This window comes from thiotrophic endosymbiont of Bathymodiolus puteoserpentis (Logatchev) (assembly GCF_900127505.1).
Classification (GTDB): domain Bacteria; phylum Pseudomonadota; class Gammaproteobacteria; order PS1; family Pseudothioglobaceae; genus Thiodubiliella.
In genome coordinates, this window is the sequence record NZ_UEXF01000016.1 from 117,674 (window position 1) to 140,303 (window position 22,630).

Here is a 22,630-nt window from a genome sequence, read left to right on the forward strand (position 1 = left end):
ATGCGAAATGAGCGTTTAACTACACTAGTAGGCAAGGTAACCGTAGAGAAGGAGTGGTTAGCAAAAAAGCTAAAAAGCTTGGGCTCATCTAACCGCAAACAGTTAGTTGATCTCAAGCCTTCCCTATTGCACGCCTCATATTCTTTGTCAGTTAATCATCAATGTCAATTGTTAGGTGTTAACAGAAGTGGGATTTATTACAAGCCAAAAGTAAATAACACCAAGCAATCTATCAAAAACCACATCACCAAGGTGTTTGAAAAAATACCCATCTATGGTGAGAAAAAAGTCCATCAACAATTACTTGAAGACGGCTACAAGGTGAGTTTAAACACCGTAGCACGCTATCGGCAAGAATTAGGTTTAAAGGCAGTATTAGCAGTTAAACAAGTTAATACAACTATACCAATCAAAGCACACAAGAAATACAGTTACAAGCTACGAGGGCTTAATATCAGTCATTCTAACCATGTATGGAGCACCGACATTACCTATGTCAAGATTGCAGGGGGTATGGTCTATATGGCAGCTATTATTGATTGGCATTCAAAAGCTGTTCTATCACACAGGATATCCAATACCATGGATTCTCAATTGGTAATGGGTGTACTTAATGACGCTTTAGAGAAACACCCACACCCAGAGATATTTAACACTGATCAAGGTAGTCAATATACCAGTGAGATACACACTAAACGATTAAAAGATTTAGGTATTACAATATCTATGGATGGTAAAGGTAGGGCTACAGATAATATCTGTATTGAGCGTTTCTGGAGGAGCGCAAAATGCGAAAGAATTTATTTAAATGAATATCAATCCATCAGTGATTTAATCACTGATATGGATGATTATATTGAGTTTTACAATCATCAAAGATTCCATGAAACATTGAAATATAAAAAACCAATGGATGTGTATCAAGAAAGTATAAAATTTAATCAGGAAAAGAAGAAGGTCTCTTAAGATGTTCTATATAAGAAATTTTAAAAAGTTGTCAGGGGTTTTGGGGTAATGTATAACAAACAAGGGCGAATATGATTAAAGAATCAGTATATGAGTGTATTGGAAACACTCCTTTGGTTAAGTTACAGCATCTACCAAATGCAACAAATAGTACAAAAATTTATGGAAAAATAGAATATATTAACCCAGGGTTAAGTATTAAAGATCGTGCGGCATTAAGATTAATTGAAGATGCTGAGAAGCGCCAATTAATTATCAAAGGTGATACTATTGTAGAGTCAACTTCTGGTAATATGGGGCATTCGCTTGCAATGATATGTGCGGCAAAAGGCTATAAACTTATTTGCATAGTGGATCCAAAAACGCCAAAAATAAATATTGAAATATATAAGGCATATGGCGCAAGTATATTACTGATAACTGATATGGATGAATATGGCGGCTATCAAAAAAATAGAATTTTAACTGCAAAAAAAATAGGTGAGAAAATAAACCACTTTAACTTAGATCAATATTCAAATCCTTCCTGTAAATCAGGAAATTATAATACTGGATATGAAATATTCTCAGATCTAAATGGAAAAATAGATGTTCTAATAGCAAGTGTAAGTACAGGCGGTCATTTATCAGGCGTATCTAAATATTTAAAACAACACTGTATAAAAAAACCTATTGTAGTTGGCGTTGAACCATTGGGCTCTATAATATTTGGAGGCTGCCAAATGCCATATAAACAAAATGGTACGGGGTTAAGCTTTGTTCCAGATAACTATACACCTTCATTAGTTGACATAAAATTAAAGTGTAACGATAACGATGCATTTTCAATGTGTAGGTATATCGCAAAAAATGAAGGTATTTTACTGGGCGGGTCTTCCGGAAGTGTCTTATGGGCAGCATCTAAATTACTAAAAAGTGGTGATATAAAACAAGATTCTAATATCGTATGTATTTTACCTGATGGCGGAATAAAATATATAGACAGTATCTACAAGGAAGTTAAATCATGAAAGAGGGAGTGATTCAGGATTATTATTCAGCCATAGGAATTATTAAAATAATACTCCCATTTTTAATAATTATAGAGATTTTGAAATATTTTAATTTAATTATTGAAATATCCATTGTAGTGTATCCATTAACAAGTCTATTAAACTTACCGGTAGAATTTGGTATGGTGTTATTGCTTGGATTGTTAACAGGTGTTTATGGAGGTGTATCAAGTTTTTTTCTATTAATCAACCCAGAAACCGTAACAACAGCAGAGGTTACGACATTGGCATCTTTTATCCTTGTTTCTCACGCATTACCAATTGAGGCTAAAATATCAAGTTATCTAGGTGTGGAATACTGGAAAATAATATTATTTAGAATAATTTCAGCAATTATTTTTTCTTCGCTATTAACAAGTATATTCTCTTTTTTTAACTTATTTCAGGAAAAAATAAGTGTAATAAACATTATTACTGTGATGGGCGAAAATTCAATCCAAAATATTTTAATAGGCCCCTTTATTTTATGCTTGGAAATTGGAGTTATCATAATTCTTCTTCATAGACTTGTTTTTATTTTAAAAAAATGGGGTGTAATAGTTTATCTTGAAAAATCACTGTCTCCAATTACAAGAATATTAAAAATCAATAAAGATATATCATTTTCTCTATTAATCGGTGTTCTTCTTGGGATTTCCTACGGAGGAGCGTTACTTAAAAAAGATTTCCAAGAAAAATCAAATATTAGCAAGGAAGATAAAAAAAAATCAATTTATTTTTTAAATTTAATGCATTCAATAATAGAGGATACGGCCTTGGTCTTACTGATAGGCGCTAATATATTTATTGTGGTGATAGGAAGGCTTTTATTTTCAATATCGGTATTGCTCATGTTAAACCTTTATTGGGCACATTCAATACAAAAAAATCCAACAAAGAGCTCTAATTGACCTGAAAACCACCAATTTTGCGTCAACTAATAAGTGGCGAACTTATGTTAAAAAGGATAGTACTCTCTGCTTTCCTGCTTTTCTTAATGTCATTAGCAAAGTGTTGATTCAAAAACTTTATCATAATGCATCAATCCTTCTCGTTCCATTCTTACTCTGTCGAAGTTTTTTATTTTAAGGGTTTTGATCATTTGTTTGAGTTGTGATTTTATTTTTTTAACTCCACCTTTAGAGTGGGTATAAATATAACCATAGATTGTTTTTGGTTAGTGGTTGAATTTTGGTTTATTTAGGGCTATTATAGTGTTTATCTTCGACTTTTAAAAAACTGCTGTAACAAGTGCTTGCATTCTATAAAGAGTACACCACCTTGTATTTCAATAGAATGGTTGAAACATTTACTTTCTGATAGGTCTTGGCATGAGCCACAAACACCAGTTTTTTCATCGTAAGCACCAAATACAACTTTTTCTATACGCGCATGAACCATTGCACCTAAGCACATTGTGCAAGGTTCAAGTGTGACATACAAAGTAGTATCAGGCATACGATAATTATCAAGTATTTTTCCTGCTTTGCGTAGTAGTTGGATTTCTGCGTGAGCAGTAGGGTCATTATTTAGAATTGGTTGGTTGTGTGCTTTGGCAATGAGTTTGTTATTTTTTACTAAAACTGCACCAACTGGCACTTCACCTTTTTGTTCCGCTAATAATGCTTGTTTTAGTGCTAACTCCATCCATTGAGAGTCGAGTGATTTGTTGCTCATGTTGGTATTAATTAAGTTTTATATAGATTAACCAGTATTACGCCAGTTACAATTAGAACAAGTCCAAAAATAGCTTGCCAACTAAGCGTTTGCTTGTAAAAGAAATAGCTTAATATCGCTATCAACAAAACCCCTATGCCAGCCCAAGATGCGTAAACAATGGACAATGGTATTTTTTTGATTGCAAAAGTCAAAAAATAAAAAGACAAAATATAAGAAACAGCCAGAATAACAGAAGGTAGGATTTTTGAAAATTTTTGTGTAGCGGGTAATAAAAGTGTGCCTATTACTTCAAAAATTATTGCACCAGATAAAAATAAGTAAGCACTCATGTTTATTCCCATTCAATAGTAGCAGGAGGTTTGCCTGATATGTCGTAAACGACACGGGAGATGCGAGGAATTTCATTCATAATACGGTTGGAGACAAAATCTAAGAAGTCATACGGTAGGTGTGCCCAGCGAGCAGTCATAAAGTCAATAGTTTCAACAGCGCGTAATGCCACAACAAAATCATAACGACGCTCATCGCCCGTGACGCCGACTGATTTAACGGGTAAGAATACCACAAAGGCTTGATCAACTTTGCCGTATAAGTCATGATTGTAAAGTTCTTGCATAAATATTGCATCTGCCAAGCGTAGGATATCGGCATATTCTTCTTTGACTTGCCCCAAGATACGAACCCCCAATCCAGGACCTGGGAATGGATGACGGTATAGCATATGTGAAGGGATGCCGAGTTTTACGCCGAGCTCTCTTACCTCGTCTTTGAATAATTCTTTAAGTGGTTCAACCAGCTCAAACTTTAAATCTTCAGGTAGCCCACCCACATTATGGTGTGATTTAATGACTTTAGCTTTACCCGAAGCAGCGCCTGCTGATTCAATTACATCAGGGTAGATAGTGCCTTGCGCTAAAAATTTAATGTCATCAAGTTTACGCGCTTCTTCTTCAAAAACTTCAATGAAAGCGTGACCGATAATTTTGCGTTTTGCTTCGGGTTCATCCTCATTTGACAAGGCATCGTAGAATTTTTTTTGAGCATTGGCACGAATAACTTTAACACCCATATTATCGGCAAAAGTTTGCATGACTTCATCACCTTCTTTCAAGCGCAACAGGCCGTTATCAACAAATACGCAAGTGAGTTGTTTACCAATAGCCTTGTTGAGTAGTGCTGCCACTACGGATGAATCGACACCACCTGAGAGTCCAAGTAGGACATTGTTGTCACCAATTTGGTCTTTTAAATTTTGCACTAAGTCGGTGATGATGTTGTTTGTAGTCCATTTTTTCTGGCAATCACAAATACCAGCAACAAAGCGTTCTAAGATGTGTTTCCCTTGCTTGGTGTGGGTAACTTCTGGGTGGAATTGTAAACCGTAGTAATGTTTTTGAACATTGGCAAAGCCTGCGATAGCGCAATTATCGGTACTGGCAATCAGTTTAAATCCGTCTGGCAATGTATTAACTTCAATGCCGTGACTCATCCATACATCAAGTATACCGTGACCTGCATCGTGCGTATCGTCACGCAAATCGGTAAATAAGTAACATTCATTATCTTCGCATTTAATTTGTGCAAAGCCGTATTCGTGTTTGTCTGCTGAAGTGGCTTGGCCGCCAAGTTGCGTGGCCATGGTTTGCATGCCGTAGCAAATACCAAGTATTGGTACACCAAGGTCAAAGACAATTTGCGGTGCTCTGGCGGAATCATTAAGTGTGACTGTATCAGGTCCACCTGAAAGGATGACGCCTTTTGGGTTGAATTTTTTGATAAAATTGTTATCTACATCATAAGGCAATAATTCACAATAAATGCCAATTTCACGCACACGACGCGCAATGAGTTGAGTATATTGCGAGCCGAAATCAAGAATAAGGATTTTGTCGTGATGAATGTTTGCCATAATTATTATTGATTAATTGAATGAAGACTATATTTTAATGAAAATCCTAGACCGCTACATTATTAAAACACTACTCTTTTACACCTTGGGTGTTATGGTGGTTTGGGTGGGTGTTTACGCGCTTTTTAATTTTATTAATGAAATTAATCTAATTGGGCAACAGAACTATACTACTTTGTCAGCAATCATTTATGTAGCGGCTGATTTGCCAGCAGTTATCTACTCACACTCTTCTGTCATTATATTGTTAGGTTGCTTGTTGGGTATGGGTTATTTGGCGACAACCTCTCAATTGGTTGTTATTAGAGGTTGTGGCGTATCTATTATGCAAATTGCCGGAAAAGCAGTGAATGCAGCGTTAATATTTATTTTTACAGTGATTTTATTAGGTGAGTTTGTTGCACCATTCACTACGCAATACGCCGAATCATTTAGAACGAAAGCATTAGGGCAAAATGTTTCTACAGTAAGTCAACAAGGCTTTTGGCTCAAAGATGGTAATACAATTATCAATGTTAAGGAAAATTTTGATGGACGCATATTTGGTGATGTAACTTTAATTAAATTAAACAAGGTCAATCAATTAGACTCAATTATTCATTCTGATAAGGCATTGTTTGATAATGATAATTTAAATCTTGAAAAAGCTAAACATTATCAATTTAGTCAAAATGATAAATTTACCAAAATTCAATCCAAGGATATTCAAAAGTATAGCGTCAAAGTTTCATTTGACCAAACTTTGGTTAAAGCCTTAGAAAAGGAGCCTAATGAATTATCAAGCTGGGAACTATATAAGCAGATTAGCTTCCTTGCGGATAATAATTTAGCATCAAGCGCTTTTGAAATTGAGTTATATAAGCGACTGGTTAAACCCGTCACATTGGTTGCAATGCTGTTGCTTTCAATGTTGTTTATCTTTGGATCACTGCGAGATGCAACCTTAGGTAAGAAGATATTTTTAGGTATGATTATCGCTTTATTTTTCGAATTATCATCACGCATCGGCGGCGCTATATCGTTGCGTTTTGATTATGACCCATTATTTAGTGCATCGGCGCCGACACTTGTGGTGCTGGTAATTGCTTTTTTCTTGTTAAAAAAGAAATCTGCCTTATAATATGAATGCATAATTATACAAACTTAGCAATGGAAAAAACACGCACTAAACCAGCAAAATCAGAACTTAAAAAACCCAGTCGGTTTCAAGTGTTGTTGTTAAATGACGACTATACGACAATGGAGTTTGTTATTCAAGTATTGCAACAATTCTTTGATAAAACCGAAGAGAGCGCATATGCTATTATGCTTAAAGTGCATATCGATGGCGAAGGTGTCTGTGGCATTTATTCATTTGATGTGGCACAAACAAAGATATCGCAAGTTATCAATTTTTCTCGACAAAATGAACAACCGCTAATGTGTGTTATTCGTGAATTGGACTTAACATAATTAGTATAATAACCTTATGATTGAAACAGGACTACAACAAGAAATTAATCACATTATGTCACAGGCGCGTAATAACCGTTTAGAGTTTGTAACGGTTGAACATTTGTTGATTGCGTTGTTTAATATTGATGAAGTTGTTAGTTTTCTGCGTAATAAACGCGTCAATATTAAAGAGGTGTATGCAGAGTTAGAAGAATATATTGATTCTCATACGCCACTTATTCCACAAGATTCAGAAATCGATATTGTGCCAACCGTTGGCTTTCAGCGCGTGTTACAGCGCAGTGTTTATCAGGCGCAATCAGCGCAAAAAAATACTGTGTATGCGATGAATGTACTGGTGAGTATTTTTGCTGAAAAAGAATCATATGCAGTTTATTTATTGAAACTCAATAATATTTCTCGTCTTGAAGTAATGGAGGCGATTTCAACACACTCGCCAGAATTAGAAGAAGAGCTACCTACGGTAAAATCCAATCCAAAGAAGGGCAAGAAAAGCGCATTAGAAGACTATACAATTAATTTATGTGAAAAAGCAAAAGCAGGGGGAATTGACCCACTTTTAGGCAGAGAAAAAGAAGTTTTAAGAACTGTTCAAGTTTTGTCCCGTCGTCGTAAAAACAACCCTTTGTTTGTAGGTCAGGCAGGTGTTGGCAAAACAGCGATTGCACAAGGTATTGCCAAACATATCGTGGATGGTAAGGTACCTGAGGTCTTAAAAGAAGCCAGTATTTATTCACTGGATATTGGTGTGTTGATTGCGGGTACAAAATATAGAGGTGATTTTGAAAAACGCCTAAAAGCAGTACTGAATGATCTAGAAAAAATCCCACATGCTATTTTATTTATTGATGAAATCCACACAATGATTGGTGCAGGTAGCGTGTCAGGTAGCTCATTAGATGTATCGAATTTACTTAAGCCAGCATTAGCAGATGGTTCGCTTAAATGCATGGGTTCTACGACTTATGAAGAATATCGTAAAATTTTTGAAAAGGACCACGCGCTATCAAGACGATTCCAAAAAATTGATATTGATGAGCCGTCAGTGGATGACACAATTAAGATTTTGCATGGTTTGAAAAAATATTATCAAGCGCACCATAAAGTTAAGTATTCAAAAGCAGCATTGGTGTCGGCAGTTGAGCTTTCGCATCGTTATATGACTGAGCGTCGCTTGCCAGATAAAGCCATTGATGTGATTGATGAAGTGGGCGCATTGCAACAAATTCAACCAAAATCTAAGCGCAAGGTTAATATTGGTGTGAGTGATATTGAAGATATTGTGGCTCAGATTGCACGCATTCCATCTCGTCAAGTGAGTAGTGATGACAAGTCGCTACTTAAAAATTTGGAAACAGACCTAAAACTTGGTGTATTCGGTCAAGACAGTGCTGTTGATAGCCTATCTAGCGCCATTAAACTTGCGCGTTCTGGTTTGGCACACGAAGACAAGCCAATGGGATCATTCTTATTTGCAGGCCCAACAGGTGTTGGAAAAACTGAGATTTGCAAACAACTTGCCCGCATTATGGGCGTGAAATTATTGCGTTTTGATATGAGTGAATATATGGAGCGTCATTCAATGTCTAAACTGATTGGCTCACCACCAGGTTATGTGGGTTATGATGAAGGTGGCTTGCTTACCGAAGCGGTTAACTCCAATCCACACGCTGTGTTGTTACTTGATGAAGTTGAGAAAGCGCACCCTGATATTTTTAATTTGTTATTGCAAGTGATGGATAACGGCAGACTCACTGACGCCAGTGGTAGGGAAGTTGATTTTAGAAATGTAATTTTAGTGATGACATCTAATATTGGCGCACAAACGGTTGGGCGTGCATCAATTGGTTTTAACGAACAAGACCATTCATTGGATTATGAAGGTGAATTACAAAAAACCTTCACCCCAGAATTTAGAAACCGTTTATCTGAGGTAATCTACTTTAATTTACTCAATGAAGAAACTATTGTTTATGTGGTGAATAAGCTCCTATTTGAGTTGGAGTCCACTTTAGAAGATAAAAATGTTGCTTTGATTGTGTCTGAGCCAGCACGCAAATGGTTCGCTGTGCACGGTTATGATTCTAAGATGGGTGCTCGTCCAATGTCAAGATTGATTGAAAAGGAAATCCGTAAGCCACTCGCTGACGAACTACTCTTTGGCAAGCTGGTAAAGGGTGGCACAGTTAAAGTGAGTGTTAAAAAAGACCAAATTATACTGATACTTAGTACGTGAGAATCCTAATTAGTAATGACGATGGTTTTGATGCACAAGGTATCAAAATTTTGGTGCAAAATTTGTCACAAGAACACGAAGTTGTCGTGGTAGCGCCGAATGAAAACAAATCGGCTTCTAGTAGCTCTTTGACTTTGGATAGGCCACTACAACCTGTTGAAATCAAGAAAAATTTTTATAGTGTTGACGCAACACCGAGTGATTGCGTGCATTTGGCGCTTAGCGGACTACTGGATGAAGCATTTGATTTGGTGGTAACAGGTATCAATTTTGGACCAAATTTAGGCGATGATGTTGTTTATTCTGGTACAGTTGCAGGCGCAATTGAAGGGCGCTTTTTAGGGTTGCCATCGTTAGCAATTTCGTTGGCAAGTTGGCAAGGCAAGCATTTTGAAACAGCAGGTATTATTGCAAAAAAATTGCTTACTCAAATCACCCATGCGCAATTGTCACACGATACGATTCTTAATGTCAATGTGCCGGATGTGCCATTGGCAGATATTCAAGGGTTTCAAACTACCCGTTTGGGCAAGCGTCATCAATCGGAAAAGAGCGTACCTGATAAAGACGATGCATCGAAATTTTGGATTGGTGAGAATGGTGTGCAAGCTGATAACGGTGTGGGTACAGACTTTCATGCAATTGCCAATAACTATGTATCAGTAACGCCTTTGCAAATTGACTTAACTAAGTATAACGAAATAGACACAGTATCCACATGGCTAGAAACAATCAAATAAAACCAATACTTTTTGCTTGGCTTGGACTAATATTGTTAGATGTCTTTGTGGTGCGTGATTTTGCATGGGTTTTAGAGCATTGGGATATTAAACGGGCACTTGTTAATTTGGGTTTAACATCATTGGCAATGTTATCTTTGTTGTTCATTCTTAAACCTATTATTAGGCGTTCTAAAATCTGGAAAGCCTTTGTTTTCTTAATTATTGTTGTGCCAATGTTGGTGCAAATGTCACATTATGAAGTGTATCAAAGTTTTGCTTCAAGTTTTGGTTTTCGTGAATTCTCACAAGACCCAATGATGGTGTTAGCACTGTGGTTAGAGCAATTTAATATTTTAAAATCTATTTTTATTTTATTGGCAGTTTATAGTTTGTTAGGATCAATAACAGCGCCAATTAAAATAGTGAAATGGCGTTATGGTTTAAATGTCATTGGTTTTGTATTGTTGTATTTACTTACGACATTTAGTTGGTATGGTGTGAGTACTTTTCAAAATTCAGTGTTGGCATATTACGCAACCTTATCGCAAATGTCACGCAATCAAGTGGTGAAGTTCAAACACGAAAAACCAAATATAACACCCAGTCAAAAATCAGTTAACAACTTACCTAATATTATTTATATTATTGGTGAATCTTTAAACTTCTCACAGATGAGTATTTATGGCTATGAACGAGATACCACCCCTAAGTTGTTGCAACTTGAAAGAGACAAAAAGCTGATTAAATATAACAACGCACTAAGTATTGGCACACATACACGCCTGAGTGTGCCTTATATGTTGGTAGGCATAGAAGGTATTGACCCAAAAGGTAAATTTTATCAAACTCCGTCAATATTTAACTATGCTAAGGCTCGTGGATATACGACGGCATTTATCAGCGCACAAGATGTTAGTTGGGGGCATATTAAAGATTTGTTTGTTGACGAGAGCGTGGATTATTTCTGGCATGGCGTGCAGATGAATAAAAATGCTTCTGTGCATAAAGGTGCAGATGATATGCGTGTGTTAAACGAGATTGCCATGCCGTATATTGACAATGCTACAAAGAAGAAAAATCCATTTTTCTTAGTCTTGCAAATGGATGGTTCGCATTATCCTTATGATGAACACTCTACCAAACAACACAAGAAGTTTTTGCCTGAGGGTGAGTCAAATTCTATCAATGCGTATGACAACACCGTGGTTAAAACCGATGATTATTTATCTAAAATTATTGAGAAGATGCGTAGCAGGTATCCTGATAGTTGGGTGTTTTATTCTGCTGATCATGGACAGGGTTTGGGTGGAAAATCAGGGCACTTTAATCAAGACCCGCATCTAAATATTATTCATAATCCACTGCTTATTTCTGCACCAAAATCACAATATCATGCGTTGATGCGTAATCAAAATTTGCCAGTTTCACAAGCAGATATTGTGCCAAGTATTTTGGCTATTATTGGTATGAAAGCGCATACTAATGTTAATGGTAAATCTTTGTTTGATAAGCAAGACCCAAATCGCTTAAGGGTTGTTAGCCAGTATATGCCAACACAACATAACAACCCAAGAGCAGTTTTGGTTAAACCTGATTTAAGTATTTATACACTAGATTTTGAGAAAATGAGTGTTACCTTTCCTGATGGTAAAAAAGCCATTCATTTTAAAGATTGGGATAAAAAATATCAACAAATTTTTATTGACCGTGGGCTATATTAATAGAGACCTTTGCATAAATAGGGATGATTGGCAAAATCCAATTTTTGCCCAATTGGTGATTTCTTTAAACTTTGCCCTAGTAGGACTAAGGCTGGGTTTACCCTCCTAGAGGATTACTGGGTGTCGCTGGAAAAATCACCAAGTGGGTGAAGTGGGTTTCTGATGATTATTCCTATTTATGCAAAGGTCTCTAACTAGTAGATATAATACCTAAATGGAATATAACAAGAATTTTTATCAAATCCATTCTAATGGCGATATTTTCCAACGCATTCAGAGCGAGCGTGGGACAATTGGCTATTACGATTTACCTTATCAGGATACCAGCGATATTAAGGCGTACGCTAAGACGATAGTACAAAAACATATCGTAGTGATTGGTATCGGTGGTTCAAGTTTGGGTGTTAAAGCGATTTATGAGTTTTTATTGCCATCAAATAAATATCAAAAAGATTTGGTCTTTTTAGAGACGCTTGACCCACTTGAGATTAATCATTGCCTAACTAAATTTGATATTTTTGATGCACATTTTGTGGTGATTTCAAAGTCAGGTAATACCATTGAGACTATTAGTTTGTTTAAGTATTTGCGTACTTTGGTTGAGATAAATAGTGATAATTGCACCGTTATTTCTAAGGCTAAGAGTGGGCTAACTAAGTTTGCACAAGACCGAGATATCAAAGTCTTTGAATTGGCTGAGAATGTCGGCGGGCGTTTTTCAGTATTTAGCGTAGTCGGCTTAGTGCCACTTGCGATGGTAGGTGTGGATGTTGATAATTTATTAAATGGTTGCAAGCGTGTGTCAGCCAGTTTTTTTGATCAGTCCAGTTATTATGCGCCTATTATTAGAAAAGCACGATTTTTAGTGGAGAATAAAGCACGATTTAATATTAATGTGATTTTTTCCTATTCTTCATCACTTGAAGGTTTTAACAAATGGTATGTGCAACTTTGGGCAGAAAGTTTAGGTAAGATTAATATCAATAAAACCAGGCAAGCGCTTACACCAATTGCCTTGATAGGGCCTGTTGACCAGCATAGTTTTTTACAGCTTATTATTGATGGTGTGCGTGACAAGACTGTTACCTTTATTAAGATTGCCGATTTAAAAGACAATACCATTATTCCTAAGTCTAATGATAAGAATTTGGGCTTGGAATACGCTGAAGGCTTGAGCTTCAATGATTTGCTTAACAAACAAGCCGATGCGACTATTGAGTCGGTTGAAGCTCAAGGTGATATTCCTTGCGATGTGATTACAATTTCTACCGTGGATGAATATAATATTGCCAAGTTAATGTTTAGTTATCAATTATTGGTTTCTGCTATTGGTGAATTTTTACAAATTAACACCTACAATCAGCCGGGTGTAGAAAAAGGCAAAGCCATTCTTAAAGAAAGTCTGCAGAATTAATAATGGGTGTTATCAATAAATGTCTTTTTCCAGTTGCAGGTTATGGCACAAGATTTCTACCTGTCACTAAAGCCATTCCTAAGGAAATGCTGCCAATTCTCACTAAGCCATTAATTCAATATGCTGTGGAAGAAGCAATAAGTGCTGGTATTTGTAGTATGACAATGGTAACCAACAAACACAAAAAAGCTATTGAAAACCATTTCAAACCACATGCAGATATTGAGAAAAGTATTAAAAACACCACCAAAGAAGTATTGTTAGACGAAGTTAATGCTATCTCTGAACAGTGTGATTTTTCTTATGTTGAGCAGCAAGAAATGCTGGGCTTAGGGCATGCAATTTACACTAGCAAGCCACTGATTGGCGTTGATGCATTTGCGGTAATTTTGCCAGATGATTTGTGCACCAGTGATAGTGATAGTGTATTGTTGCAAATGATCAAATTATATAAACAAAACCCTGATTGTTGCATTGTGGCAATTAAAGAGGTACCAGAAAGCGAAGTAGATAAATACGGCGTGATTGAGGGCGAATTATTAAAAGATTCAAATAATGCTTATCGTGTACATAATATGGTGGAAAAACCTGCACCAATAGAAGCACCAAGCAATTTAGCAATTATTGGTCGCTATATTCTCACACATGAGATTTTTGAAGTTTTGAAAAGTACTCAGCCTGATAAAAATGGCGAAATTCAAATCACCGATGCTTTAATGACACTTGCTAAAGTAGGTAAGGTTATTGCATATCAATTTCAGGGTAGACGCTTTGATTGTGGTAGTGTTAAAGGTTTTATTGAAGCAAATAGTGTTTTTGCAAAAGAACAACTACAGAGCCTTTAAACTTATTTGTACCTATTTAGAGGGATAATTAAGTGTTTTTCACTGGATTTAACTAAAAAAGAGGAAATTCTCATATTAATGGTATTGAGTTATTTTGGGAGTATACTAGAACAAGATTGGTAAAATTTAAAAGAATAAATAAGATATATTTAAATACCATTTTAAAGAATGTGAATTTAGATTTAATAATAGGGGGGGTAAGATTTGTATAAAATCTTGCTGAAAATTTTTAAAAATAACGCGCTTAACTGGTTAAGACCCAGAAACATATAGCCTTAAGCGCTTAGTTATCAAGACCACAAACTAATGAAAATTATTGTAGGTACGGTTTTTCTTTTATTTGTTATAAATGCCTTGGCATTAACTGAACAAGAGTTTATTGACAAAGTATTAAGCCAAGATACACGCTTTGAAAAAGACAAAATATATGTTGCTATTAAGCAAATAGAATTAGACGCCAGTAAGCGTAATTATGCAGGTTGGAATACTGATTTAAGTGCATCATTGTCAAACAGTTATTATGATATAGATAATAATACAACTTCTGCCTCTATCTATGAGAAGCATCGCCAAAATAACAACAAATCTATCAAGTTATCAACTACAAAGAATTTTTTATCTAATCCTGCTATTCTAACATTCAGTATTAAGCGTTCAATCCCAGATTCCGATATAACGCGCTATAAACAAGGTGCACTTTATACTGGTAGTAATTCTAAATATAGCATCACTACTTTTGATAATACTTACAAAATTAGTTACAAATATCCCTTGTTAAAGCATGGTGAAAATGCATCAGGTTTAAAAACTTATCGTCGTGATATTTTGGATTTAGAACGCGAAAAATTTGATTTTAATGATGCGCAAGAAGGTTTTCTGGTGGATCGTTTAGAGCAATTTATTGATTGGAATTTTTATCAAAAGAATGCTGAGATTTACCAAGATTATAGTCAGTCATTAACAATAATTCAAGTTAATAAAGCCAAAGACAAGTCAAAACTAAATACAGCTATCTTGCGTTCAAAGCAGGATATATCAAGCAATGATAGTGAATTACAGTCTTTGAAAAGAGCGTTGGTGAGCGTACTGAATGACTCAAGTTTGTGGTTTGAAAACCCCAAAATAAGTACCGAAAAACGCCTAAAAATTATGCCTGATTTAACGCAATATTTACAACATAATGTGCGATCTTTGTTGAAGCTTGAGATTGATAAGCGTTTAAAAAAGATTGATTTGAATTATCACAACAATCAATCTCTTTATAAATTGGATTTTAATATTAATGCTGAAAGGAATGATAATAAAGGCAACATAATGACAGCAGATTATAAGAGCAAGAGTGTTCTTTATACTGCAAGTCTTGATTTTTCTATGCCGATTGGTGTTGATGTGAATAATCAAAAAGATATTCAGGTGACACAATTAAATTTGCAAAAACTCAACATAGATTACAACAACAAATTAAAAGATATTCTCGCAGATGTACAGGCATTGATTGTCGGGCTGAATTTGAAAAAAAAGGCGCTTGCTACCTATCAAAAACTAAGGATCGATGTAGGGGTTGAGTCTAATTTGGCACTCAAAGGTTATTTAGATCATTCTGTTTCGATTGAAGTGCTGATTGATGCATATCAAGAAAAACGCGATGTTGAATTAGACTATGTTAAAGCATTGACAGATTACCAAGAAAGCTTGCTCAAATATGATGATAAACTCGATAGGGTATTAACTCAACATTAAAATACCGTGTGTTTAATGCCGAGTTAATATTATTCAACCGTTACTGATTTGGCTAAATTCCTTGGCTGGTCAACATCGGTGCCTTTAATCAATGCTACATGATAACTTAACAATTGCAATGGGATAGTAAAGATGATTGGGGCAGTGATGCGTCCTAAGTTGTGTGTGGTGGGAATGATGCTCATGCCCTCCATTGGCTCAATATTTGAAGCTTCGTCTTCAAACACAATCATATGTGAACCACGAGATTTGACTTCTTGTAAGTTGGATTTCAATTTGTCTAATAATTCATCATTTGGAGCCACAACAATCACGGGTGTATCTTTGTCAATCAAGGCAATCGGACCATGTTTGAGTTCACCTGCAGGATAAGCTTCAGCGTGGATATAGCTAATTTCTTTGAGTTTAAGTGCGCCTTCCATGGCGATGGCGTGCATTGAGCCTCTGCCTAGGAACAATGCGTTGAACTTGTTTTTAAAGGTTTTGGCAAGCTCAATAATTTGGTCTTCTTGCTCAAGCGTTTTTTTGATTAAATTTGGCAGGCGATTTAGTCCGTCAACAATGGAAGCCTCTTGCTCCTTTGATACTTGGTTGTGGCATCTGCCAAGGGCAACTGATAGTAGCGCTAATGATACTAATTGTGTGGTGAATGCCTTAGTGCTTGCCACGCCGATTTCAGGACCTGCATGGGTTAAGAAAGTGAGCTCTGATTCGCGAGTCAAACTTGATTCAGCGCTGTTACAAATTGTTAACGAATAAATTTTTTTATTGCATTTTTTAACGGTTCGAAGTGCTTCCAAGGTATCGGCTGTTTCACCACTTTGAGAAATGGTAACAAATAAAGTATTGTCTAAAATAATTGGATTACGATAGCGATATTCACTAGCAACTTCAATATGAGTAGGTATCCTGGCAATATCTTCCAGCCAGTATTTAGCCACTAAACCTGCGTTATAGCTCGTACCACAGGCGATGATTTGCACATGTTCAATTTTTTTAAATATGGTTTTTGCTTCGTGACCAAAAGCCGATATTAGTACCTTGTCTTTGGTGATACGAGATTCTAATGTGTCACTGATGGCTTGCGGCTGTTCAAAGATTTCTTTTTGCATATAATGTGCATAATCACCTTTTGAGATTTGCCCTTTTTTAAGTTTTGAGATTTTGATTTCTCTTTCAACTTTTGTGCCATTTTTGTCAAAAATAGTCACAGAGTCTTTAGTAATATCAGCAATATCACCTTCCTCCAAGAATATAAATTGCTTGGTGATGCTAATTAATGCCATTTGATCTGAAGCGATAAAATTACCCTTATCACCCAAGCCGATTACCAAAGGTGAGCCACTTCTAGCAGCGACAATATGTCCTGGGTGTTGTGGTGAGATCACGCCAACACCATAGGCACCTTGGAAAGTAGTAATGGCAGTTTGCACCGCCTCTAATAAAGTGTCACATTTTTTTAATGCTTGGTGAATGCCGTGTGCAATCACCTCAGTATCAGTATCTGAAGTAAAGCGATAGCCTTGCACCTGTTGCTGGGTTTTAAGCGCTAAAAAATTCTCAATAATGCCATTATGTACCACGCCAACGCTATCGTTACAAATATGAGGGTGTGCATTTTTTGTAGAAGGTTTGCCATGCGTTGCCCAGCGAGTATGAGCAATACCAATCGTACCATTGACTATTTCTGCATTAATGCAACCTTCAAGATTGGTAACTTTTCCTGCTGCTCTTGCGCGTTGTAGTACATTATCGTGTGTTAGCACAACCAAACCTGCCGAGTCGTAACCACGATATTCCAGGTGTTTTAAGCCATCAATTAAGAGGGGTGTAATATTGTTTTGACAAATACCGCCAACAATTCCGCACATATAAACAATAATTAAGATTAATGTTTGAAATTATAGTCAATATAATAACACTTATGACAATTGATTTACATAACCATTCTTATTATTCCGATGGCGTTTTATCACCCAGCGAAGTGGTATGTCTGGCAAAAGAATCGGGGTGCAATGTGTTTGCGCTTACCGACCATGATACAACTGATGGGTTAATTGAGGCACAACAAGAAGCGAATAACCAGAATATTAAGTTGGTACATGGTGTTGAAATATCAGCCATGTGGAGTAAGATGACCATTCATATTGTTGGACTTAATATTGATAAAGATAATTCGATTTTGCGTTCGGGATTAAAGCAACATCAAGATTTTCGCAAAACTAGAGCTGAAAAAATAGCGCGTAGTTTGGGCGGTGCAGGTGTGGTGGGTGCAATGGAAAAAACCCAAGCACTTGCCAAGACCGATATGATAACGCGTACGCATTTTGCACAAATGCTCATTCAAGAAGGTATTTGCAAAGATATGAAATCTGTATTTAGACGATTCTTAACAGGTAAAAACCCTGGCGGTGTTGGCGGGAAATGGGCGCAGTTTGATGAAGTGATTAAGTGGATTCATGCCGCAGGTGGTGTAGCAGTATTGGCACATCCTTTGCGTTATCGTATGACTAATACTAAAATTCAACGAATGCTTTCGCACTTATCAAATGCTGGACTTGATGGCGTGGAAGTTATAACTGCCCATAGCACGGACGGCGAAATTACCTTAATGTCAAAGTGGGCGAATGAACATGAATTATTACATTCTTGTGGTTCAGATTACCATGGTTGGAATAATCAGAGAATTAAAATTGGGTGTTTAAAGGATTTTCCTAATCCTGATAGAGCATTATGGAGAGATTGGTAATGGCAAAATTATTGGAAATTCACGCGCAGAATCCACAAAATCGCTTGCTTAAACAAGTGGTAGATGAATTCAATGCGGGTGGTGTAATTGTCTATCCAACGGATTCTGGTTATGCATTAGGTACAGCAATGGGCAATAAAAAAGGCTTGGAGCGAATTAGGTGTATTCGTAACTTGTCTAAGCGACACGACTTTACTCTAATGATGCGTGACTTATCTCATATTGGAGAGTATGCAAAGTTGGACAATAATGCCTTTCGCTTATTAAAAAAAATCTTGCCTGGGGCTTACACCTTTATTTTAGCAGGCACTCGTGATGTGCCAAAACGCCTACTACACCCTAAGAAAAAAACCATTGGCTTAAGAATATCCGCTCACAGTGTGGTTCAATCCATTTTAGAAGCACTGAATGAGCCACTTATGAGCGTTTCTCTGATTTTAAAGGGGCGTGAGTTCTATCATATTGACGATGTGCGTGAGGCGTTGGATAAGCAAGTTGATATGATTATTGATGGTGGTTATTGTCCGCCAGAACCAACTACAGTCATTGATTTATCAGGTGATAGTGTTGAAATTATTCGCCAAGGTGCGGGCGACACCTCGCTCATTTCAGTATAATTCAATCCTTTATTTTTTTTAGTTATTAAAGTATTACAATGAAAACGGCACAAATTAGACAAAAATTCTTAGATTTTTATGCATCAAAAGGACACACTATTGAGCCAAGTGCTTCACTCATTCCGCATAATGACAAAACTTTATTATTTGTTAATGCTGGCATGGTGCCGTTTAAAGATGTGTTCAGTGGCGTGGAAAAACGCCCTTATAATCGTGCAGCGAGTTGTCAAAGGTGCGTGCGTGCAGGGGGCAAACATAATGATTTAGAGAATGTAGGTTACACCGCGCGCCATCATACTTTTTTTGAAATGTTGGGTAATTTTTCATTTGGTGATTATTTCAAACGCGAGGCGATTCAATACGCTTGGGAGTTTTTAACGGTTGAACTTAGGCTACCTAAAGAAAAGCTTTGGGTTAGTGTATTTGAAGAAGACGATGAAGCGGAAGATATTTGGGTGAATGAAATCGGATTCCCTAGAAATCGCATTTCTCGTTGTGGCGCTAAAGACAACTTTTGGCAAATGGGTGATACTGGTCCGTGCGGTCCATCCAGTGAGATTTTTTATGACCATGGTGAAAATATTGCAGGTGGACCACCGGGGCATGCTGATGAAGATGGTGATAGATATATTGAAATTTGGAATTTGGTCTTTACCCAATATGATAAGCAAGAAGATGGCTATCTTAAGCCACTCGCTGCACCTTGCGTGGATACAGGCATGGGGCTTGAGCGCCTGGCTGCGGTATTGCAACACAAAAATAATAATTATGACACCGATGGCTTTAAAACCTTAACCAAAGCCATTGTTGGATTAACCAAAGAAGACGGTGGTATTAAGCAAGATAATGCCTCAGTGCGCGTGATTGCTGATCATATTCGTTCAACTGCATTTATGGTGGTAGATGGTGTGATTCCATCCAATGAAGGGCGTGGTTATGTGCTCAGACGCATTATTCGTCGTGCCATTCGTCACGGGCATAAAATTGGTATTAATAAAGTATTCTTCTATCGCTTAGCGCCAGTTTTGGCATTAGAACTTAAAGATGCCTATCCAGAACTCAAAAAAGCTTTGGCAAATGTTGAAAAAGTATTAAAGCGAGAAGAGCAAAAATTTGCACAGACACTAGACCAAGGTATGGGGATTTTAACCGTAGCGATTACTCAACTTAAAGGCAATGAGATTGACGGTGAAACTGTATTTAAACTTTATGATACCTATGGCTTTCCAGCTGATTTAACTGCTGATGTAGCACGAGAGCATAGTTTAACCATTGATATAGCTGGCTTTGAAATTGAAATGACCAAGCAACGCGATCGAGCCCGTCAAGCAGGGGACTTTAAAACCCTGCAAAAAGGCGTTGATATTAGCGAACAAACACAGTTTTTAGGCTATGAGCAGTTGGAAAATTCCTCCTCAGTACAAGCCCTTATTAAAGAAGGCGAATTGGTGGAACAAATTGAAGCAGGCGAGCACGGTATTGTTGTGCTTACTACTTCAAGTTTTTATGCCGAGTCAGGAGGACAAATTGGTGACTGTGGCATACTTTCAAATGATACGGTTGCGTTTGTAGTTAGCAATACACAGAAACAAAAATCAGGTGCATTTGAGCATCATGGTATTTTAAATAAAGGTATTTTAAAAGTAGGTGATGTGTTAGCAGTTGTCGTTGATAAAAAATCTCGCAAGTGCATTGCTAGAAATCACTCAGCCACGCATTTATTGCACGCTGCATTGCGCACGGTTTTAGGCGAAACGGTAACGCAAAAAGGCTCATTGGTTGATAGTGAAAAACTGCGTTTTGATTTTTCACATGATGAGGTAATTAACAAAGTTGAAATTGATAAAATTGAAGGTATGGTCAATCGTAAAATTTTAGCTAATACTAAAGTGCATACCGATGTTAGCGATATTGACACCGCTAAAAAGAAAGGTGCAGTGGCACTGTTTGGTGAAAAATATGGCGATACTGTACGGGTTTTAACTATGGGTAAAGACGATTTTTCAGTAGAGCTTTGTGGTGGCACTCATGTCAATCAACTTGGCGATATTGGATTGTTTAGAATTACCTCAGAAGGCGGTGTTTCTGCTGGTGTGCGTCGTATTGAAGCAGTTACGGGTTATAGTGCTTATCAGTTTGATAATCAAACACAAGATAACTTGAATCAAATTGCACAGATGACCAAGTCAAGTAGTGTACAAGTTGTAGAAAAAGTAGCGCAGTTAATAAAACAACAAAAAGAATTAGAAAAGCAAATTGTTTCTATGCAAAAACAACTTGCCAGCAACCAAGGTGATGATTTGGTTAACCAAGCGCAAGGTGTGAATGGCGTATCTGTACTCGCTAGTGTTGTAGAAGGGGTGAATGGCAAAGATTTGCGCGATATTGTCGACAAACTTAAAGATAAACTCGGTTCAGCAGTTATCGTATTAGCAGCTGTTAGTGGCAATAAAGTATCATTGGTTGCTGGTGTTACCAAAGATTTAACTGATAAATACCAAGCAGGAAAAATCCTTAATCATGTTGCGCAACAAGTTGGTGGTAAGGGCGGTGGTCGTCCAGATATGGCGCAGGGTGGCGGTACAGAATCTAGTAAGGTAGATGAAGCATTGGCTTCAGTTAAGGGGCTAATTTAGACAATAAAAACCCGCTTCAAGCGGGTTTATGATGATTACTCCTATTTATGCAAAGGTTTCTTAAGGTTAAATTGCGCCATACAAAGCTCTTAAATACACTAGGTGAACACATAAAATCCAAGAGACTCAAACAATAAATTTCACAATTACAGTCGGCTGAAAAATTTGGTGTAAATACTACAACAATCTGCCGGTGGGAAAATGATAAAATCAAAAACATCCCACTAAAATACTGCCCACCACTTGCCGATTTTTGTTTTATTGGCAATATAACAAAACCAAAACTGCAAAAAACCAAAAGATTTCATCAAGGACCGAGTCAAAAACAACTTGCCAAGAGAATTGGCAAAAGTAGTCGTGATATTTTAATTTTAGAAAAACATTATCGCTGTGAAGGTAAATAGATAAAATTATTTAATATAATTAGTCAACCCTTAAAAACCACACAACAAATTGATTTATAACAATAAAACCAACAATAACCCTAGACAAATCAACCAACTTTTGCTAAAATACCTCTTATTCCTTGGTCGTTTTGCTTAAAAAAATGTTAACTAAATCTAGCCCAATATCCACCCAATCAAATCTTTTTCATTCAGAGCTCTTTTCTCAATTAGATGTCAAAGACCCTTTAATACAACTAGCCAACACTATCAATTGGACAGTCTTTGATGATGCCTTTGAGCAACATTACTCTCAAAACAATGGCAGACCCTCAAAACCCATCAGGCTGATGGTAGGTTTGCTTTTGCTTAAACAACTAGAAAACCTCTCTGATGAGCGTGTTGTTTTACAGTTTAAGCGCAACCCTTATTACCAATACTTCTGTGGCTACTCAAACTATATACCAGGCATGCCTTGCAATGCCACCGAGTTGGTGCACTTTAGAAAGCGTATAGGCGTTAAAGG

General features: G+C 36.8%; 19 protein-coding genes and 1 pseudogene. 16 read left to right on the forward strand and 4 right to left on the reverse strand.

Annotated features, from left to right (window positions below):
* From BHECKSOX2_RS01865 to BHECKSOX2_RS01875, 3 genes are all read left to right on the forward strand, one after another.
* The coding region (locus BHECKSOX2_RS01865; protein ID WP_139682220.1) for an IS3 family transposase at positions 1-966 on the forward strand (966 nt) is incomplete at its 5' end.
* Positions 967-1,037: 71 nt separating this feature from the next.
* On the forward strand, positions 1,038-1,976 hold the full coding sequence (locus BHECKSOX2_RS01870; RefSeq protein WP_139682221.1) for a cysteine synthase family protein: 939 nt from the start codon (positions 1,038-1,040) through the stop codon (positions 1,974-1,976).
* Positions 1,973-2,908, forward strand: a complete 936-nt coding sequence (locus BHECKSOX2_RS01875; protein WP_139682222.1) for a hypothetical protein — start codon at positions 1,973-1,975, stop codon at positions 2,906-2,908. Before BHECKSOX2_RS01870 ends, BHECKSOX2_RS01875 begins: the two co-directional genes overlap by 4 nt.
* Positions 2,909-3,215: 307 nt before the next feature.
* Here BHECKSOX2_RS01875 and tadA read toward each other — a convergent pair whose 3' ends face one another.
* Genes tadA through guaA form a run of 3 tightly spaced genes read right to left on the reverse strand, consistent with a single transcriptional unit; the run spans position 3,216 to position 5,586 of the window.
* The gene (gene tadA, locus BHECKSOX2_RS01880) at positions 3,216-3,674 is read right to left on the reverse strand and encodes a tRNA adenosine(34) deaminase TadA (RefSeq protein ID WP_139682223.1); all 459 of its coding nucleotides are present in this window, start codon (positions 3,672-3,674) and stop codon (positions 3,216-3,218) included.
* 11 nt (positions 3,675-3,685) lie between these two features.
* Entirely contained in the window at positions 3,686-4,006 is a 321-nt protein-coding gene (locus tag BHECKSOX2_RS01885) for a DMT family transporter (RefSeq protein ID WP_139682224.1), read from the reverse strand.
* A gap of 2 nt (positions 4,007-4,008) precedes the next feature.
* Complete coding sequence (gene guaA / locus BHECKSOX2_RS01890; protein ID WP_139682225.1) at positions 4,009-5,586, reverse strand: glutamine-hydrolyzing GMP synthase; 1,578 nt, start codon at positions 5,584-5,586, stop codon at positions 4,009-4,011.
* A 16-nt stretch (positions 5,587-5,602) separates the two neighbouring features.
* Between guaA and lptG the strand changes: the two genes are divergently transcribed.
* From lptG to BHECKSOX2_RS01935, 9 genes and pseudogenes are all read left to right on the forward strand, one after another.
* Positions 5,603-6,706, forward strand: coding sequence for an LPS export ABC transporter permease LptG (gene lptG / locus BHECKSOX2_RS01895; RefSeq protein ID WP_245391281.1), 1,104 nt, complete (start codon positions 5,603-5,605; stop codon positions 6,704-6,706).
* 5 nt (positions 6,707-6,711) lie between these two features.
* Positions 6,712-7,038 carry an ATP-dependent Clp protease adapter ClpS gene (clpS, locus tag BHECKSOX2_RS01900; RefSeq protein ID WP_245391282.1) on the forward strand — a complete coding sequence of 109 codons (327 nt, stop codon included), beginning with the start codon at positions 6,712-6,714 and terminating at the stop codon, positions 7,036-7,038.
* Positions 7,039-7,054: 16 nt separating this feature from the next.
* Complete coding sequence (gene clpA / locus BHECKSOX2_RS01905) at positions 7,055-9,277, forward strand: ATP-dependent Clp protease ATP-binding subunit ClpA (protein WP_090716466.1); 2,223 nt, start codon at positions 7,055-7,057, stop codon at positions 9,275-9,277.
* The gene (surE, locus tag BHECKSOX2_RS01910; protein ID WP_139682226.1) at positions 9,274-10,017 is read left to right on the forward strand and encodes a 5'/3'-nucleotidase SurE; all 744 of its coding nucleotides are present in this window, start codon (positions 9,274-9,276) and stop codon (positions 10,015-10,017) included. Before clpA ends, surE begins: the two co-directional genes overlap by 4 nt.
* The gene (locus BHECKSOX2_RS01915) at positions 9,996-11,720 is read left to right on the forward strand and encodes a phosphoethanolamine transferase (protein ID WP_139682227.1); all 1,725 of its coding nucleotides are present in this window, start codon (positions 9,996-9,998) and stop codon (positions 11,718-11,720) included. The genes surE and BHECKSOX2_RS01915 overlap by 22 nt, the downstream gene beginning before the upstream one ends.
* A 214-nt stretch (positions 11,721-11,934) precedes the next feature.
* Complete coding sequence (locus tag BHECKSOX2_RS01920) at positions 11,935-13,134, forward strand: glucose-6-phosphate isomerase (protein WP_139682228.1); 1,200 nt, start codon at positions 11,935-11,937, stop codon at positions 13,132-13,134.
* 2 nt (positions 13,135-13,136) lie between these two features.
* Positions 13,137-13,979, forward strand: a complete 843-nt coding sequence (gene galU, locus BHECKSOX2_RS01925) for a UTP--glucose-1-phosphate uridylyltransferase GalU (RefSeq protein ID WP_139682229.1) — start codon at positions 13,137-13,139, stop codon at positions 13,977-13,979.
* A 59-nt stretch (positions 13,980-14,038) separates the two neighbouring features.
* Positions 14,039-14,202 (forward strand): annotated as a pseudogene (locus tag BHECKSOX2_RS01930) (IS1595 family transposase); the annotation flags it as partial.
* 83 nt (positions 14,203-14,285) lie between these two features.
* A complete protein-coding gene (locus BHECKSOX2_RS01935) occupies positions 14,286-15,719 on the forward strand; it encodes a TolC family protein (protein ID WP_139682230.1) in 1,434 nt (477 codons plus the stop codon).
* A gap of 29 nt (positions 15,720-15,748) precedes the next feature.
* Here BHECKSOX2_RS01935 and glmS read toward each other — a convergent pair whose 3' ends face one another.
* On the reverse strand, positions 15,749-17,590 hold the full coding sequence (gene glmS / locus BHECKSOX2_RS01940) for a glutamine--fructose-6-phosphate transaminase (isomerizing) (protein ID WP_139682231.1): 1,842 nt from the start codon (positions 17,588-17,590) through the stop codon (positions 15,749-15,751).
* Positions 17,591-17,610: 20 nt separating this feature from the next.
* Between glmS and BHECKSOX2_RS01945 the strand changes: the two genes are divergently transcribed.
* The 4 genes from BHECKSOX2_RS01945 to BHECKSOX2_RS01960 all read left to right on the forward strand — a co-directional run.
* Entirely contained in the window at positions 17,611-18,468 is an 858-nt protein-coding gene (locus tag BHECKSOX2_RS01945; RefSeq protein WP_245391283.1) for a PHP domain-containing protein, read from the forward strand.
* The gene (locus BHECKSOX2_RS01950; protein WP_139682233.1) at positions 18,468-19,085 is read left to right on the forward strand and encodes an L-threonylcarbamoyladenylate synthase; all 618 of its coding nucleotides are present in this window, start codon (positions 18,468-18,470) and stop codon (positions 19,083-19,085) included. Before BHECKSOX2_RS01945 ends, BHECKSOX2_RS01950 begins: the two co-directional genes overlap by 1 nt.
* 38 nt (positions 19,086-19,123) lie before the next feature.
* Positions 19,124-21,721 (forward strand): alanine--tRNA ligase, encoded by a 2,598-nt coding sequence (gene alaS, locus BHECKSOX2_RS01955; RefSeq protein ID WP_139682234.1) that lies wholly within the window; start codon positions 19,124-19,126, stop codon positions 21,719-21,721.
* Positions 21,722-22,268: 547 nt separating this feature from the next.
* Positions 22,269-22,630, forward strand: a 362-nt coding sequence (locus BHECKSOX2_RS01960; protein ID WP_139682240.1) for a transposase, incomplete at its 3' end; no start/stop codon positions are given.